Below are 15,643 nucleotides of genomic sequence, written 5' to 3' on the forward strand. Positions count from 1 at the left end.
GCCGTCTGATGTTGCTGACCTTGCACCGTGCGCTGTGGAGCTACCGCGGTTTTGTCCTCGGCAGCGTCAAGCGCGAATTCCAGGCGCGCTATCGCAACTCTTTGTTCGGCGCGTTGTGGACCGTGCTCAACCCGCTGTCGATGATCCTCGTCTACACCGTGATTTTTTCCCACATCATGCGCGCCCGCCTGCCGGGGGTGGACGATGGCATGGCCTACAGCGTCTACCTCTGCGCCGGGCTGCTGACCTGGGGGTTCTTCGCCGAGATCACGACCCGCAGTCAGGGCATGTTTCTGGAAAACGCCAATCTGCTGAAGAAGATCAGCTTTCCCAGGATCTGCCTGCCGGTGATTGTGCTGTTCAACGCCGGGATCAACTTCGCGATCATCCTCGGCCTTTTTCTCGGTTTCCTGTTGATCACCGGCCGCTGGCCAGGGATGACGTTGCTGGCGCTGGTGCCATTGCTGGCCCTGCAGGTGATGTTCGCCGCCGGGCTGGGCATGTTGCTGGGGATTCTCAATGTGTTCTTTCGCGATGTCGGGCAACTGTTCGGCATTTGCCTGCAATTCTGGTTCTGGCTGACGCCCATTGTTTACCCGATGACCATCCTTCCGCCGTCGATCCAGCAACTGCTGGCCCTCAACCCCATGACAGCGCTGATGCAGAGTTACCAGAATCTGTTTCTCTACAACCAGTGGCCGGTCTGGAGTTCGCTGACACCGCTGTTGGTCATCGGCCTACTGATGTGCGTCACCGGTTTGCGGATGTTTCGACGCCGCGGCGGTGAAATGGTGGATGAACTCTGATGGGGCATTTACGCGTCAGTGGCCTGGGCAAGGCCTACAAGCAGTATCCGAACCGCTGGAGCCGGTTGTTCGAATGGCTGATTCCCTTTTCCCGCCCGCGTCATCAATTGCACTGGGTCCTGCAGGGCGTCGATTTCGAGATCCAGCCCGGTGAAGCCGTCGGCATCGTCGGGGTCAACGGCGCGGGCAAAAGCACGTTGCTCAAAATGATCACCGGCACCACGCAACCCACCTGCGGCCACATTCAATTGCGTGGCCGCGTCGCGGCGTTGCTGGAGCTGGGCATGGGGTTCCACCCGGACTTCACCGGCCGCCAGAACGCTTTCATGGCCGGGCAGTTGCTGGGCATGCAGGTGGAGGAAATCGAATCGTTGATGCCCGAGATCGAAGGTTTTGCCGAAATCGGCGCGGCCATCGACCAGCCGGTACGCACCTATTCCAGTGGCATGCAAATGCGCCTGGCCTTCAGCGTCGCCACGGCCCGCCGCCCGGATATCCTGATCGTCGATGAAGCCCTGTCGGTGGGTGACGCCTACTTCCAGCATAAAAGCTTTGAGCGCATCCGCAGTTTTCGCAAGGCCGGTACGACGCTGCTGATCGTGTCCCACGACCGCTCGGCGATTCAGTCGATCTGCGACACCGCCATCCTGCTGGAGCACGGGCGCATGGCCATGCGCGGCAAGCCGGAAGAGGTGATGGATTATTACAACGCAATGCTGGCCCAGCGCGAGGGCCAGATCGTCCGCCAGGAAATGCTCGCCAACGGCCAGGTACGTACCATCTCCGGCACCGGCGAGGCCGGCATTGTTGATGTACAGCTGTTGAACAGTCAGGGCCAGCCGGTGGAAGTGGCCGAAATCGGCCAACCGATGGTGTTGCAGGTGCGGGTCGAAATCCGCCAGGACATCGAGCGGCTGGTGCTGGGTTTCCTGATCAAGGACCGCCTCGGCCAGCCCATGTACGGCATCAACACCCATCGCCAGGATAAAGCCGTGACCGACCTCAAGGCCGGCGAGCACGTCACCTTCCGTTTCAGTTTTGACATGCGCCTGGGCAAGGGCAATTACTCCGTCGCGCTGAGCCTGTCCCGACTGGACTCGCACTTGGACCGCAACTTCGAATGGCGCGACTACGGGCTGGTGTTCCACGTCATCAACAATCGCCAGGAAGATTTCGTTGGCTGTTCGTGGCTCCAGGCCCGTACCAGCATCCAGCGCACCGCATTACCAGCGGCCGAGGAACTGACGCAAAAGGAGTTGCCATGACCCGCCTGCTGGTGGACTGCACCTATGTGTACGATCATCCGAATGACAATTCCGGAATCCAGCGGGTGGTGCGCAACGTTATCCGCGAGCTGCCGACCATAAATCAGGAGTGCGAATGCATTCCCGTGGTGATGCTGCAAGGTAAGTTGTACGAAGTTAAAAGTCTGGCTCCTCTGCCCACAAAGGGGCTGGATCTGGTCGGCTTGCGAGCAGGGCTGGAACAGTTCGCCAACCTGTTATGGCTCAGACAGCGGACCCTCGAGCGGCGACGCCCATTCAACCAGTCAGTTTGGGCTCGTCGCCTGTTGTACGTCGGCTGCCGGTTGTTCGCTCTGGGGTGCCTGAGCATTCCGATCCGAGTACTCGATCGCCTCCTCAAACGCCAGCAAGTCCCGACACGTAGCGTACCGCTGGAGCATAGAGCCGGTGACCAACTGGTGTTGCTCGACTCCTCCTGGCACTCAGGCTTCTTCCCCTTGGCCGAAAAGCTCAAGCGTGAGGGCGTCGGGATCATCTCGGTGGTCTACGACCTGATTCCCCTGACCCATCCACAGTTCTGCGACGCCGGGCTGGTCAAGGTGTTCAACCATTGGTTCGACTGGATCGCCCGCACCGCCGATGGCTACATCGCGATCTCCACCACCATCCGAGACCAGCTTCGCGAGGAAATGGTACGGCGTATTGGCGAGCAACAGGTACGTGAACGTTGGTTCGACTATTTCCACTTGGGCAGCGAACTGGATTTGGTGGATGCCACCAGCGCCATCGACAGCAAACTGCTGCGAGTATTCACGCAGCCCGAGCCGGTGTTCCTGATGGTCAGCACCATCGAACCACGCAAGAACCACGCTTACCTGCTCGATGCGTTCGAACGCGCCTGGGCTGCCGGCTCAAAGGCAAGGTTATGCATCGTCGGAAAAATAGGCTGGAAATGTGAGGACTTGATCGAGCGCATAAGGCGTCACCCGCAACTCAACAGCCGCCTGTTTATGTTCAACAATCTTTCGGACCATAGCCTGGAACACGCTTACCAACATGCCACTGCGCTGGTGTTCCCCTCCTACGTTGAAGGCTTTGGTCTGCCGCTGGTGGAGGCCATGCAGCGCGGCTTGCCGGCGATGGGCAGCGACATTGAGGTATTTCGGGAAATCGGCGGTGAATTCATGGCCTATTTCAATCTCGAAGATCCGCAGAGCCTGGCAGACCTGGTGACCGGCATGGAAAACAGCGGGGTTTTCCCGGCCAGTCGTCCCCTCGATCAATGGCAATGGCTGAGCTGGCGCCAGGCCAGTGCGCAATTGGTGGAGCGAATCGAGCGACACATCGATGAAGTGATCCTCGACAGGGAAACAGCATGCGAATAGCTCTGAACGCCCGGATTCTCCAGGCGCCACGCACAGGCATCGGTCAATACGTGGCGGAACTGGCCACTGCCCTGGCCCAGGAGCCGGATGTACAGCTGTCATTGTTCCACGGCTGGGGCTGGAGCTCGCAGTTGCCGCAAGCGGCCACGCCTGGTTACTCGCGGCTTACACCTTTGCTGCGCCAGGTACCGGGGGCCTATCGGGCGCGGCGCTGGCTGGAGCAGAAACGCTTCGATCAGGGCCGTTCTCGCGCCATCGACCTGTATCACGAACCGAGCTTGTGGCCCCTGGCCTTCGAAGGGCCGACGGTGATGACGCTGCATGACCTGACGCACCTGCGCTACCCCGAGACGCAACCACCGGCACGACTGAGGGAAATCGAGCGTCGGCTCAGCCGTGCGGTTGAGCAGTCGCAGCTGATTCTGACGGACTCGCAGTTCATCGCCGATGAAGCCCGAGAACACTTCGGCCTTTGCGCGGAACGCTTGAGAGTCGCCCCGCTGGGGGCTGCTGCACGCTTCCATCCACGCGAACCCGAAGCCATCGATGGGGTTCTCAAAGCCCATGGGCTGGAAGCGGGTCGATATTTTCTGTGTGTTGGCACCCTGGAGCCACGCAAGAACCTGTCACTGGCCCTGCGCGCCCACGCCCGGCTGCCCGAATCCGTCCGTCAGACTTTCCCTTTGTTCATCGTAGGAATGAGCGGATGGCAACGCGCACAACTCAGCGACGAGTTGAAAAATGCCCTGGCCGGAGGTCATGTTTGTCTCGCGGGCTACTTGCCCGACGAACAGGTTGCCCAGCTATTGGCTGGGGCACGTGCACTGATTTTTCCGTCGCGCTATGAAGGCTTTGGCCTGCCGGTACTCGAAGCCATGGCCAGCGGCACCCCGGTGATTACCACCCGCTGCTCGGCGATGCCGGAAGTGGCCGGGGCGGCCGGCAATTATTGCGACCCCGACGATCCCCAAGGCATGCGCGAAGCCATGGACCGGTTGATCGAAGATCGCCTGCATTGGCAGGCGTGTCGTGAAGCCGGGTTGCAACAAGCAGCGCTTTTTTCCTGGCAACGGTGTGCAACGGTGACCGCCCAGGCGTATCGCCAGGTTCTGGGAGGTTGAATGCGAGTCCTGCACTTTTACAAAACCTATCTGCCTGACTCCATGGGCGGCATCGAACAGGTTATTTTCCAGCTGTGCGACAGCAGTGACCGATTGGGCATCGATAACACCGTGTTGACGCTGAGCAACGATCCGGCGCCGGGTCCGATCAGCATTCGACAGCATAAGGTTCATCAGGCCCGGATGGAATTCCAACTGGCCTCCACCGGTTTTTCCTACAGTGTTTTCAAGAAATTCCGCGAGCTGGCTGCCGAAGCAGACGTAATCAACTACCACTTCCCCTGGCCATTCATGGATCTGGTGCATTTTTGCAGCTCGGTGAAAAAGCCCTACGTCGTCACTTATCATTCGGACATCATTCGCCAGCGGCATCTGCTGAAGCTGTATCGCCCTCTGATGCGACGCTTCTTGAACGGCGCGGATCGCATCGTCGCGGCGTCGCCTAACTACGTGCATACCAGCGACGTGCTCAAGGAGTACCGCGATAAGACCCAGGTCATTACCTATGGCTTGAACAAAGCCAGTTATCCACAGCGTGACGCTGAACGCATCGCGCAGTGGAAGACCAAATTGGGCGAGCGCTTCTTTCTGTTCGTGGGGGTGATGCGTTATTACAAGGGCCTGCACATTCTGCTCGACGCCCTCAAAGGCGTGGATTATCCGGTGGTCATCGTCGGTGCAGGCCCGCTGGAGAAAGAACTGCATGCCCAGGCACAGGCGCTGGGCCTGCGCAACCTGCACTTCCTCGGACGCCTGGGCGATGAAGACAAGGTGGCATTGCTGGAGCTGAGCTACGCCATCGTGTTCCCCTCACACCTGCGCTCTGAAGCGTTTGGCATCTCCCTGCTCGAAGGCGCGATGTATGGTAAACCGATGATCTCCAGCGAGATCGGCACCGGCACCAGCTACATCAATATCCACAATGAAACCGGCCTGGTGGTGCCCCCCAGCAACCCCGAAGCTTTCCGGGAAGCGATGCGTACCCTGTGGGACAACCCGGCACAGGCCAGGGAAATGGGCATCAGGGCCGAAGAGCGTTACCGGCAGTTGTTCACCTCCGAGGAGATGGGCCGCAAATGGCTGCAACTCTATGAGGCGTTGCTGGAGCAAAAGGCGCTTTCCTACGCGTAACACTCACCGATGAGGCGAGTGGATAAATCCCCTCGCCTCAAGGTGACTCAGTGCATTTTCAGGCGTGCTGTTGCAACCCGGCAACCGTACGCGGCATACCGACGAACCCGGGCAAGGCCTCGATCCGCCCCAGCCATGCACGTACGTGGGGGTAGTCTTCCAGCGACACATTGCCCTCCGGCGCATGGGCGATGTAGCTGTAGCCGGCAACATCGGCAATCGTCGCAACGTCACCTGTCAGATACGCGCTGCTGCTCAAGTGCTGATCAATGACTTTGAGCAGGCTGTGGGAACGGGCGATCACCTCCTCTGCGTTGTAAGGCGCGCCGAACACCGTAATCAATCGCGCCGCGGCCGGCCCTGCATGGAGCGGCCCGGCCGCCACCGACAACCAGCGCTGTACGCGGGCGGCGCCGACCGGATCCGTTGGCAACCAGCGACCCTTGCCATACTTGCTTGCCAGGTACACCAGGATGGCGTTGGAATCGGCCAGCACCATACCGTCATCGTCAATGACCGGCACTTGGCCAAAGGCATTAATGGCCAGGAAATCTGCCTGTTTTTGTTCGCCTTTGGCCAGGTCAACAAAAACCACCTCGACGGGCAACCCGAGCAAGGAAAGCATCAACTGAACGCGATGCGCGTGGCCGGAAAGCGGAAAGTGATAAAGCTTGATGGGATTCATGGTCGACTCCGTTGCAAGTGACGCCATCAGCAGAACGGCGTCGATGGGGTCATCTTCCGCTTCGACTGAAGACTAGAGAATCACCCGAATATGCAATCCATTGTTTCAAACAGCGAAACAATGTCTCAGCCTTTCAAGGCCGGGTGCTCACGCAATGCACGGACGGTAAAGTCAACAAAACTGCGTACTCGCGCCGGCGCTTTGCGTCCACCTTGGTACACCACATGGATCGGCAGGGGCGGCAGTTCGAAGTCAGCCAGAACGATCTCCAGTTCCCCGTTGGCAACGTTGCCCGCCACCTGATAAGACAAGACCCGAGTCAACCCCAACCCCTGACAGGCCGCCGTGATTGCGGCCTGGTTGGCCGTGACCACCAGTCTCGGCGCGGGTCGCACAGAGAGCGGTTGCCCTGCGTCGATGAACGTCCAGTTTCTGATCTGACCGGTGGCCGATGAGGCGACTACCGGCATGTGCTCCAGATCCTGCGGGTGTGCGGGTCGGCCATGGCGAGCGAAGAGATCGGGGGAACCGCAAACCACCCGTCGTACTTCACCCACACGCACGGCGTGCTGACTGCTGTCGGGCAACTCGCCAATGCGTATGGCAATGTCGATGCCCTCCTCGACCATGCTGACGATACGGTCCAGCAATAAGGCATTGATGCCGACCTCGGGGAATTGCTGCAGGTAATCGACCAGCACCGGCGTGACAAACAACTGACCAAACAGCACCGGGGCGGTAATCGTCAATTGCCCGCGGGGCTGGGCGTGACTGCCGACCGCTGAATCCTCGGCTTCCTGCAAATCCGCCAGAATTCGGCGGCAGTCCTCGAGAAAGCGCTGGCCCGCTTCGCTCAGGTATACGTTGCGGGTGGTGCGCACCAGCAAGGGCGTACCGATACGCTGCTCCAACGCCGCCACGGCGCGTGTGACGCTGGCCGCCGACAGGCCCAGGCGTCGCGCAGCCGCCGAGAAACCGGAGTCCTGGGCCACGGCGACAAAAACCTGCATTTCCTGAAACCTGTCCATTCATCCCCCAATGAGAAACCTTGATACAAGTTGGCCGCGCACCTCAAATCAGCGCCGCACCGCCATTGTAGGGGGCTACGCCAGCGAACCACAGCGCAACGCGATCGGGCATCGGCACATCGACCCGGTCAATTGCGACTATGCTTGGTACCATCGAGCATACTTTCATGACAACTTAATGACTCGAACCATGGCGTAGGTCTTGTGGACACGGGCTTGCTCGCAAGCCCGTGTCCACAAGATGCGTGCCTGACTGGCGTCCATCGGAAGGCCCCTTTTTGTGAATGTTTTTTACCGCGGCTTCACGCACCCCCTTGCCCCTCTCATCGCCCTGGCCGGATGTGTATTAATCATCCCCATGGGCCTGCGCCTCTCGCTGGGATGGTCCGATCCGCTGGGCTATCTGTCTGACCTGGGCATGGGCGGGTTGCTGATCGTGCTGCTTTACCGTCGTCCCTGGTGGGTGGCATTACCCATTTTGCTGATCTGGAGCATGCTGACGCTGGCCAGCATCGAACTGGTCAGTGCTGTCGGGCGCATGCCCACCCCATCGGACCTGCATTACCTGACCGACCCGCAATTCGTCGAAAACTCCACCAGCGGCGGCTTCGCCCATCCCTGGCTGGCAGGGGTGCAACTGGCCGCGTTGATGGTCTGGCTGATCGTCCAATGGCCCCGCCGGTTGTATATGGCGCCTCGCTTGCCGCGCCACGCCTGGGCGCTGCCGGTAGTGCTTTTGCTGAGCCACAGTGTGGTGCAAACCTGGCGACCCAGTGAGGCAGACCAATGGAACCTGTTCAATCTTCCCCACCAACTCGTCACGGCAGCCGTTGCCGCCGGGCAGGATCGAACCCAGCTATGGCTTGAAGATGATGCGGTGGTTCAAACCCCGCCCATGGAGGGGCTTACCCGGCTCGATCTTGAAGGCCAGAAAATCCTGCCTGCACCGGGCCGGGCCCGCAACGTCCTGATCATCACCCTGGAAGGCGTTCCCGGCGCCTACGTGGGCGTCAACCGTCAGGCCCTGAAAAGCAGCTATCAGGAGGACCTGATGCCGCACCTCAGTGCCTGGGCCAAGCGCGGCATGAATACACCCGATTACGTCCTGCACAATCATCAGACCATTCGTGGCCTGTATTCGATGCTGTGTGGCGACTACGACAAATTCGACGACGGCACGCCCAAAGGCGTCGAGATGTTGAACCTGAGCCGGCGCAACCAGGCCTGCCTGCCGGCCCAGTTGCGCCGCAACGGGTTCTCCACGCACTTCCTGCAAGGTGCGGGCCTGCGGTTCATGGCCAAGGACCGGATCATGCCGCACATCGGCTTCGACACCACCCTGGGCATGGACTGGTTCACCAAACCTGCCTACCTGGAATTCCCTTGGGGCAAGGACGACAAGACATTCTTCGAGGGCGCGCTGGATTACGTCGGGCAACTGCAAAAGGCAAAGAAGCCCTGGATGCTTACGCTGCTGACGGTGGGCACGCACCAGCCCTACTCAGCGCCGGATGACTACCTGCAACGCTACGACACCACCAAGCAGGCGGCCGTCGATTACCTGGATGACGCACTGGACAGCTTCATGTCGGGGCTGGAACGCCAAGGCGTGCTGAAAGACACCCTGGTGATCATCACCTCGGACGAATCCCACGGCATCGACGATGTACGCCTGGCGTCATCCTGGGGTTTCAACCTGACATTGGCGCCGGAGCCATTGCCCCGGGTCAAGTCGGGGGTCTACGGTCATGTGGACCTGAGCGCCTCGGTCCTCGATTACTTCGGTTTCAAAGTGCCCAAGTCATTGTCCGGTCGCTCGTTGTTCCGGGAATACGCAACGGGCCGGGAAATCATGTCGTTCACCAATGGCAAGCTGCGCTACCACGATGGCAAGAGCACTTTCACCGAATGCGATTTCCTGCAGCGCTGCCGCTATTACACCAGCGAAGGTTTCATCACGGAGCGCGCCACTTACGGCGGGCAATACAGCGGTCAACGGGCCAGGTTGATCAGCGCGCGGGCCACGGCCCTGGACCGCACCCTGCTCCATACACCGCTCAACCAGCATTATCAGTTTGGTAGCGCCGATCAAATCCCGCTTCCGGCCCAAATCACCAACGACTGGACCGACAACCTGATCGGTGCCCAATACCTGGAGATGCCCAAGGGCTCACAGACCCGCGTCAGCCTGACCATCCGCGCCCTGGGTCCGGACAATGCGGCCTATATTTCCCTCAAGGCCAAAGAGTTCGAGCAGGATGTAGCGATCGACCTGCCGACGGAAGTGGCGGTGACGCCCGAACAGCCGCTGGTGATGAATATCCGTTTCGATAACCCGCAACCCCGCAAGGCTTTCTCTTTCCATCTGCTGGGGCACGGGGTGGGCGCCATCGAAATCAGTGACTTCAGTGTCGTGACCGAACTGCCGGAGCAGACAGAACCCTCGGATTACCTGAACCTCGTCCAGGAAGACAGTGACGCCCAGTCCAGTTGAATGACATCGCACAGCCAATGACCTACGCTGCGCCTTACATCGTCCTGGGCTGAATTGATCAATGAAGCAGGCTAATCCAGCAACCGATGCAGCTTGGCGTACTGCAACAGCATGATGGTCTTGCCGTCGCAGATATCCCCGGTTTCGATCATGCCCAGCGCCTTGTCGAGAGACATCTCCAACACTTCGATCTCCTCGCCCTCGGCTTCCAGTCCGCCGCCCTCATGCTGTTTATCTTCGTCGAAGTATTCGCCGACGAAAAAATGCAGGCGTTCTGTCACCGACCCTGGGCTCATGAATGCCTCGAACACCTTGCGTACATCCTGGACGATATAGCCGGTTTCCTCTTGGGTTTCCTTGCGGATGCAGGTGTGCGGGTCGTCGTTATCCAGCAAGCCGGCACAGGTTTCGATCAACAGACCATCGTGGTCATTGACGAAGGCCGGGAAGCGGAACTGCCGGGTCAGCACCACGGTTTGCTTGGCCTTGCTGTACAGCAGGATGGTCGCGCCGTTGCCCCGATCGTAGGTCTCGCGGGCCAGTTCGCGCCACTGGCCATCGCGGCCGAGGTAGTCGTAGGTGGTTTTGCGCAGCACGTACCAGTTGTCCGAGAGCACTTCGACTTTCTTGATGCGCACGCGATCTTTGGTGCTTATCTGAGTCATTCAGCCGTTCCATGTCCAGTGTCTGAAAGCGGCAGAGTGGCCGTAAAGGCCGACGGCCTGCCATGATTGAGGCAGGCTAGCAGAGGCAGGATCGATCACTCCAGCCCGGTGGCAAACACCTTGCCGGGGTTCATCAACCCGGTCGGATCCAGCGTGTGCTTGATGGCACGCATCAACTCGATCTCCAGCGGATCCTTGAAATGAGCCGCCGCGTCCGGCTTGGCTTGCCCCAGGCCATGTTCGGCACTGATGCTGCCATTGAAAGCGCTCGTCATCTGGTAGATGACCTGCATGATCGCTTGTTCCTGGGCCTTGAACGGGGCATCGGCATGGCCCAGCGGCTTGCTGATGTTGTAGTGCAGGTTGCCATCACCCATGTGACCGTAGGAAACAATGCGTACGCCGGGAAACGCCTGTTGCAAGGCGCTATCGGTACGCTCGATGAACGCCGGAATCTGGCTGACGGGCACGCTGATGTCATGCTTGAGGCTTGGACCTTCATGATTCTGCGCCTCGGAAATACCTTCGCGCAGAGCCCACAATGCCGCAGCCTGAGTCTGGTTGCTGGCGATCACGGCATCAATCACCCACCCGGTCTCAAATGCATGGCCCAGGCCACTTTCAAGCAACAGGTCCAAAGGTGCGTCGGGCACCGTGTCGCGCAATTCGATCAGGGCGTACCACGGGTGCGGCCCTTGCAAGGGGTCACTGCAACCGGCCACATGATCCAGGACGAACTCCAGGCTCTGGCGCGACATCATCTCAAAGCCCGTCAGACGGTCGGCGCACAGGCTGCGAACATGCCCGATCAGGTCCACCGCGGCCTGCGGCGTGGGCAGTGCGACCCAAGCGGTGGCCGTGCTATGGGTGGCCGGAAACAACTTGAGTACCGCCGCCGTGATAATCCCAAGCGTACCTTCCGAGCCAATGAATAGATGCTTGAGGTCGTAGCCGGTGTTGTCTTTGCGCAAACCTCGCAAGCCGTGCCAGACACGTCCATCCGGCAATACCACCTCAAGCCCAAGGGTCAGCTCGCGCATGTTGCCGTAACGCAGCACGGCCGTGCCGCCGGCATTGGTGGCCAGATTGCCGCCCACCGTGCAACTGCCTTCGGCCCCCAGTGACAGCGGGAACAAGCGACCGGCCTGGCTGGCGGCTTCTTGCAACTGCTGCAGAATCACCCCGGCCTCGACCGTTATGGTTTCATTGGCCAGGTCGATTTCGCGGATGCGCTTCATCCGGGTCAACGACAGCACCACCTGACGACCAGACGAATCCGGGATCGAGCCGCCACACAACCCGGTATTTCCGCCCTGCGGCACCAAGGCAACCCCGGCGTCATGGCAAAGCCGCACCACCGCCGCCACTTCTTCGGTTGTGGCCGGGCGCACCACCAGTGCGGCCCGGCCTTGGTAAGCATTACGCCAGTCAGTCAGGTAGCTGTGCATAAGTTCAGGATCACGCACCAGCCCCGCCGCGCCGACCACTTGCTCGACGCTTTGGATCAACGTCTCCCAGGCCATCGGGTCGAGATCGGCCGAAGAGAGAGAATTGGGGTTTTGCATGACTGTCTCCGGCGTTTGAATTCGGCTGCTGCAGCGCACATCGTGCGTTGCAGCAGTGGAAGCGACCGATTGAGATGAACTAGCTGCGCATCAGCTCAATGGCGGCACTTTTCTTGTGACGGATCACCGTCACCAGGTGCCAGGAGACAGACGCCGCTGCGAGGGCCAGGAAGACCGCTGAGATCGGCGTGGTGAGGAAACCACTGAAGTTGCCATCCGAGAGCATCAGACCGCGCCGCAGGTTGGTTTCAGCCATAGGGCCGAGGATGAAGCCAATGATGAACGGCGCAATCGGCAGTCCACCTTTGACGAAGCCATAGCCCATCAGGCCGAACAGCAGCACCGCCCAGACGTCGAAGATGCGGCTGTTGAGGCCGAACGCACCGACTACGCAGAGCACCAGGATGATCGGTAACAGAATGTGCTTGGGCACCGCCAGCAACTTGATGAAGATGCGCAGTCCGTAGAACTCCAGCACCAACATCAGCAACGAAGCCAGAATCAGCGCGGCAAAGATGGTGTAGACCAGCGATCCCTGACTGATGAACAACAGCGGGCCAGGCTGGATGCCGTGAATCATGAAGCCGCCAAGCATCACCGCCGTGGTGGTGTCTCCGGGAATACCCAGGGTCAGCAGCGGGATCATCGCACCGCCAATACCGGCGTTGTTCGCGGTTTCGCTGGCAACCACGCCCTCGATGGAGCCTTTACCGAATTCTTCCGGGTGCTTTGAGCGCTTTTTTGCCGCGATGTAGGAAACAATGTTCGAGGTACCAGCGCCGATGCCCGGCAGGATCCCGATGCCCAGGCCGATGAACGCCGAGCGGGTCGCGTTCGGCAATTGGCTTATGAACTCCTTGATGGAAAAACCAAACCCTTTCACGCCCTTCATGCTGATGTTCTGTGGCTTGGCACGGTGGCTTGAGCGGGCGCTCTCGGCGAATTTCAGCACTTCGGAGACCGCAAACATGCCGATCATGACGGTCAGCATGGCGAAGCCACCGTTAAGACTCGGCAGGTCGAACGTGAAACGCCGAATGGCGTCGACCGGGGCGATCCCGACGGTTGAAAAGGCAAAGCCCAAGGCGCCGGCGAACAGCCCTTTGACCAGCGAACCGGTAGACAGTGTGGCAATCAGAGTCAGCGAAAAAACGGCAATGGAGAAATATTCATGGGGACCGAAACTCAGGGCCACGTCCGCCAGGATCGGGGCGATAAACATCAACGCCGCAATGCTGAAAATCGTGCCCAGGAACGAGAACACCACGCCAATGCCCAGGGCTTTGACGCCCAGGCCCTTTTTCATCATCGGCGAACCATCGAACGTCGTGGCGATGGAGGCCGGCGTGCCCGGTATGTTGAGCAATATCGCTGAAATCAGCCCCCCCGAGGTGGCGCCGACAAACAGAGCAACCAGCAGTGACAGACCCGTGGCCGGGCCCATCGAATAGGTCAGCGGCAAGCACAGGGCGATGGCCATGGTGGCCGAAAGGCCGGGCACCGCACCAAAGACGATCCCCACTGCAACGCCGAGGGTGATCAGGACAAATACGTAGGGCGAGAATACGGCACCGAAGCCTTGTTGCAGGAGCTCAATCATCACCGTCCCCTAGAAATCCAATAGACCGGTGGGCAGCATCAAATCGAAGCCCTCACGGAAGATCACAAAAATCAACGCTGCTGAAACGACCGCGATCACGGCATACAGCCCGTGCTTGACCTTCTGATCCGCGGGGGTCAACACGATGAATTGGGCGTAGAGGTAAAGCGTGGTCATGATCACGAAACCGACAACTTCCAGCAGCGCGGTGAAGAGCGTCACCAGGGCGATGGATTTGATAACCGTCGGGTAATCGATCGATTCAGCGGCTTCGGCCGGCTCGACAGGCTCGGCACGTTGCTGGGGCAGTTTTCTCCAGGCCAGCAACTGCAACACGCCCAACAGGCACAGCGCGCCGGAAAGAATCCAGGGCACAAAAGCGGCGTCGACAAAACCGCGACGCGGCAGATTCGCGGTCAACAACATGTACGCCACACCAGCACCGAGCATCGCCAGGCCGGCGAACAATTCATTTCTTTTGTAGGTATCCATACAGGATCCTCTTTCACTTGAAGGGCCGAGCAAAGGGGCGCTGGCCAATTCGGTAAGCGCCCCATCCTGTTTCCCAGGATTTACTTGGCTTTACGCATTTCGTCCTTGAACTGCATGAAGTCGTCACGGGTCTTGGTCAGCGTAGCAATGGCTTCTTCGGTGCCCTGGAAGCTGACAGGCTGCTTGAAGGACTTCTTGAGCTCTTCAGCGTATTCAGGTTCTTCGGTGATTTTCTTCATGGTGTCAGCCATTTTCTTGACGATGGCCGGGTCTGTGCCTTTCGGGAAAGCGACGATGTAAGGCTTGTCCAGGACCAGGTCCACGCCTTGCTCCTTGAACGTCTTGACGTCACCCAGCAGCGGGTTGCGCTCTGCGTTAGGCTGCCCCAGAGCGGTCATCTTGCCGCTGGCAATGTAGTCCTGAACCGAACCATAGCTGATAGCACCCAGGTCAATGCGCTTGCCCAGCAAGGCCACCACTTTTTCCGAAACGGTGCCGCTGTCGACCATCTTCAGTTTGACGCCGGCGAGCTTCTCGAACATCAAGCCTTGCAGGTGCGAGAAGTTACCCATCTCGGTGCCGTAGGTGATGGTGCCTGGCTTGGCCTTGGCCTGTGAAATCAACTGATCGAGGGTGTCGATGCCCGAGCTTTTGGCGGAGACGAACACAGCGCCTTTATCGACGCCAGCGATGCAGGAGACATCGAATGCATCGAAGCGATCTTCGGACAACCCTGCCACTTCGTTAACGATCATCTGACCGGTGTGGGTGAACAGAATGGTGTTGCCATCTGGCGCCGCGCTCTTGACCGCGTCGGCAGCGATGGTGCCGCCCCCGCCGGCCATGTTGGTGACGACCATGGACTTACCGGTCAGCTTGGTGAAGTACTTGGCCATCATCCGTGCGTTGAAGTCGGTATCGCCGCCGGCGTTGGCAATGACCACCACCTGCACCGGACGTGTCGGCCAGTCGCTCGCATCAGCGGCAACGGCCGCTCCGGCGGTGAGGCTCAAGAAGGAAGCGACGAGAGAGGCGCATAGTGTTTTTCTCATTATTGTTCTCCAGAGATGCTGCCGTAGAAGGTGTTGGTAGGGAGTTGGGTATGGGTGTCGCGAGGATGAATCGCGCGTATTGCCAACCCGCGCGCAGTGGCAATGCCGTACTGGGGCGCAGCAGGAAGCGAACGATGCAAGGAATTTGGTTGAGTCGAACAAGTATGGCTTTCTAGACAGCCATGGCCCGCTTGGCTGGGATGCATAAGCGAGAAGAGATGTGCCCTTCTACGGTTATGCAGAATGGGCAGAGAGCGATGCTGATGAGCCGTCGGAGCGAATGGCATAGCAGGGCCTGCGTCAATTTTATTATTTTATGTCATACGTTGTCGTACGACTTGACCGATTATCGTCACCTAAAATAATTTTTGTCAA

At 59.4% G+C, this 15,643-nt stretch carries 13 protein-coding genes; 6 read left to right on the forward strand and 7 right to left on the reverse strand.

Annotation, left to right across the window (positions count from 1 at the left end):
- Window positions 1-8 precede the first annotated feature (8 nt).
- From PSEUDOMOFG3G_RS22610 to PSEUDOMOFG3G_RS22630, 5 genes are read left to right on the forward strand one after another with little or no spacing between them, the layout of a single operon-like run.
- Complete coding sequence (locus tag PSEUDOMOFG3G_RS22610) at window positions 9-806, forward strand: ABC transporter permease (RefSeq protein ID WP_047226663.1); 798 nt, start codon at window positions 9-11, stop codon at window positions 804-806.
- Complete coding sequence (locus PSEUDOMOFG3G_RS22615; protein WP_139048694.1) at window positions 806-2,071, forward strand: ABC transporter ATP-binding protein; 1,266 nt, start codon at window positions 806-808, stop codon at window positions 2,069-2,071. Before PSEUDOMOFG3G_RS22610 ends, PSEUDOMOFG3G_RS22615 begins: the two co-directional genes overlap by 1 nt.
- Window positions 2,068-3,435 (forward strand): glycosyltransferase family 1 protein, encoded by a 1,368-nt coding sequence (locus PSEUDOMOFG3G_RS22620; protein WP_139048695.1) that lies wholly within the window; start codon window positions 2,068-2,070, stop codon window positions 3,433-3,435. Before PSEUDOMOFG3G_RS22615 ends, PSEUDOMOFG3G_RS22620 begins: the two co-directional genes overlap by 4 nt.
- Window positions 3,426-4,556: a glycosyltransferase family 1 protein gene (locus PSEUDOMOFG3G_RS22625; protein WP_139048696.1), complete on the forward strand. Its 1,131-nt coding sequence runs from the start codon at window positions 3,426-3,428 to the stop codon at window positions 4,554-4,556. The genes PSEUDOMOFG3G_RS22620 and PSEUDOMOFG3G_RS22625 overlap by 10 nt, the downstream gene beginning before the upstream one ends.
- Window positions 4,557-5,687, forward strand: a complete 1,131-nt coding sequence (locus PSEUDOMOFG3G_RS22630; RefSeq protein WP_139048697.1) for a glycosyltransferase family 4 protein — start codon at window positions 4,557-4,559, stop codon at window positions 5,685-5,687.
- Window positions 5,688-5,745: 58 nt separating this feature from the next.
- Here the strand turns inward: PSEUDOMOFG3G_RS22630 and PSEUDOMOFG3G_RS22635 are convergent, their stop codons facing one another.
- Together PSEUDOMOFG3G_RS22635 and PSEUDOMOFG3G_RS22640 are read right to left on the reverse strand one after the other, a co-directional pair.
- On the reverse strand, window positions 5,746-6,372 hold the full coding sequence (locus tag PSEUDOMOFG3G_RS22635; RefSeq protein WP_139048698.1) for a glutathione S-transferase family protein: 627 nt from the start codon (window positions 6,370-6,372) through the stop codon (window positions 5,746-5,748).
- A gap of 125 nt (window positions 6,373-6,497) precedes the next feature.
- Window positions 6,498-7,400 carry a LysR family transcriptional regulator gene (locus PSEUDOMOFG3G_RS22640; RefSeq protein WP_047226657.1) on the reverse strand — a complete coding sequence of 301 codons (903 nt, stop codon included), beginning with the start codon at window positions 7,398-7,400 and terminating at the stop codon, window positions 6,498-6,500.
- Between the two features lie 280 nt (window positions 7,401-7,680).
- On the opposite strand from PSEUDOMOFG3G_RS22640, the gene PSEUDOMOFG3G_RS22645 reads away from it, so the two are divergent.
- A complete protein-coding gene (locus PSEUDOMOFG3G_RS22645; protein ID WP_171061288.1) occupies window positions 7,681-9,894 on the forward strand; it encodes an LTA synthase family protein in 2,214 nt (737 codons plus the stop codon).
- Window positions 9,895-9,965: 71 nt separating this feature from the next.
- Here PSEUDOMOFG3G_RS22645 and nudK read toward each other — a convergent pair whose 3' ends face one another.
- The 5 genes from nudK to PSEUDOMOFG3G_RS22670 all read right to left on the reverse strand — a co-directional run bounded on the left by nudK (window position 9,966) and on the right by PSEUDOMOFG3G_RS22670 (window position 15,268).
- Entirely contained in the window at window positions 9,966-10,559 is a 594-nt protein-coding gene (nudK, locus tag PSEUDOMOFG3G_RS22650) for a GDP-mannose pyrophosphatase NudK (protein WP_139048699.1), read from the reverse strand.
- A 95-nt stretch (window positions 10,560-10,654) separates the two neighbouring features.
- Window positions 10,655-12,082, reverse strand: coding sequence for an FAD-binding oxidoreductase (locus tag PSEUDOMOFG3G_RS22655; protein ID WP_139048713.1), 1,428 nt, complete (start codon window positions 12,080-12,082; stop codon window positions 10,655-10,657).
- A gap of 121 nt (window positions 12,083-12,203) precedes the next feature.
- Window positions 12,204-13,724 (reverse strand): tripartite tricarboxylate transporter permease, encoded by a 1,521-nt coding sequence (locus PSEUDOMOFG3G_RS22660; protein WP_047226654.1) that lies wholly within the window; start codon window positions 13,722-13,724, stop codon window positions 12,204-12,206.
- A gap of 9 nt (window positions 13,725-13,733) precedes the next feature.
- The gene (locus tag PSEUDOMOFG3G_RS22665) at window positions 13,734-14,216 is read right to left on the reverse strand and encodes a tripartite tricarboxylate transporter TctB family protein (protein WP_107323169.1); all 483 of its coding nucleotides are present in this window, start codon (window positions 14,214-14,216) and stop codon (window positions 13,734-13,736) included.
- Window positions 14,217-14,296: 80 nt separating this feature from the next.
- Complete coding sequence (locus PSEUDOMOFG3G_RS22670) at window positions 14,297-15,268, reverse strand: tripartite tricarboxylate transporter substrate binding protein (protein WP_076383165.1); 972 nt, start codon at window positions 15,266-15,268, stop codon at window positions 14,297-14,299.
- Window positions 15,269-15,643 lie beyond the last annotated feature (375 nt).

The organism is Pseudomonas sp. FG-3G (genome assembly GCF_901007645.1).
Lineage (GTDB): Bacteria > Pseudomonadota > Gammaproteobacteria > Pseudomonadales > Pseudomonadaceae > Aquipseudomonas > Aquipseudomonas rhizophila.

Coding starts and splice junctions, on each gene's coding strand:
- PSEUDOMOFG3G_RS22615 (WP_139048694.1), top strand. CDS start 806: ATGGGGCATTTACGCGTCAGTGGCCTGGGCAAGGCCTACAAGCAGTAT.
- PSEUDOMOFG3G_RS22620 (WP_139048695.1), top strand. CDS start 2,068: ATGACCCGCCTGCTGGTGGACTGCACCTATGTGTACGATCATCCGAAT.
- PSEUDOMOFG3G_RS22625 (WP_139048696.1), top strand. CDS start 3,426: ATGCGAATAGCTCTGAACGCCCGGATTCTCCAGGCGCCACGCACAGGC.
- PSEUDOMOFG3G_RS22640 (WP_047226657.1), bottom strand. CDS start 7,400: ATGGACAGGTTTCAGGAAATGCAGGTTTTTGTCGCCGTGGCCCAGGAC.
- PSEUDOMOFG3G_RS22610 (WP_047226663.1), top strand. CDS start 9: ATGTTGCTGACCTTGCACCGTGCGCTGTGGAGCTACCGCGGTTTTGTC.
- PSEUDOMOFG3G_RS22655 (WP_139048713.1), bottom strand. CDS start 12,082: ATGGCCTGGGAGACGTTGATCCAAAGCGTCGAGCAAGTGGTCGGCGCG.
- PSEUDOMOFG3G_RS22630 (WP_139048697.1), top strand. CDS start 4,557: ATGCGAGTCCTGCACTTTTACAAAACCTATCTGCCTGACTCCATGGGC.
- PSEUDOMOFG3G_RS22665 (WP_107323169.1), bottom strand. CDS start 14,216: ATGGATACCTACAAAAGAAATGAATTGTTCGCCGGCCTGGCGATGCTC.
- PSEUDOMOFG3G_RS22660 (WP_047226654.1), bottom strand. CDS start 13,724: ATGATTGAGCTCCTGCAACAAGGCTTCGGTGCCGTATTCTCGCCCTAC.
- nudK (WP_139048699.1), bottom strand. CDS start 10,559: ATGACTCAGATAAGCACCAAAGATCGCGTGCGCATCAAGAAAGTCGAA.
- PSEUDOMOFG3G_RS22670 (WP_076383165.1), bottom strand. CDS start 15,268: ATGAGAAAAACACTATGCGCCTCTCTCGTCGCTTCCTTCTTGAGCCTC.
- PSEUDOMOFG3G_RS22635 (WP_139048698.1), bottom strand. CDS start 6,372: ATGAATCCCATCAAGCTTTATCACTTTCCGCTTTCCGGCCACGCGCAT.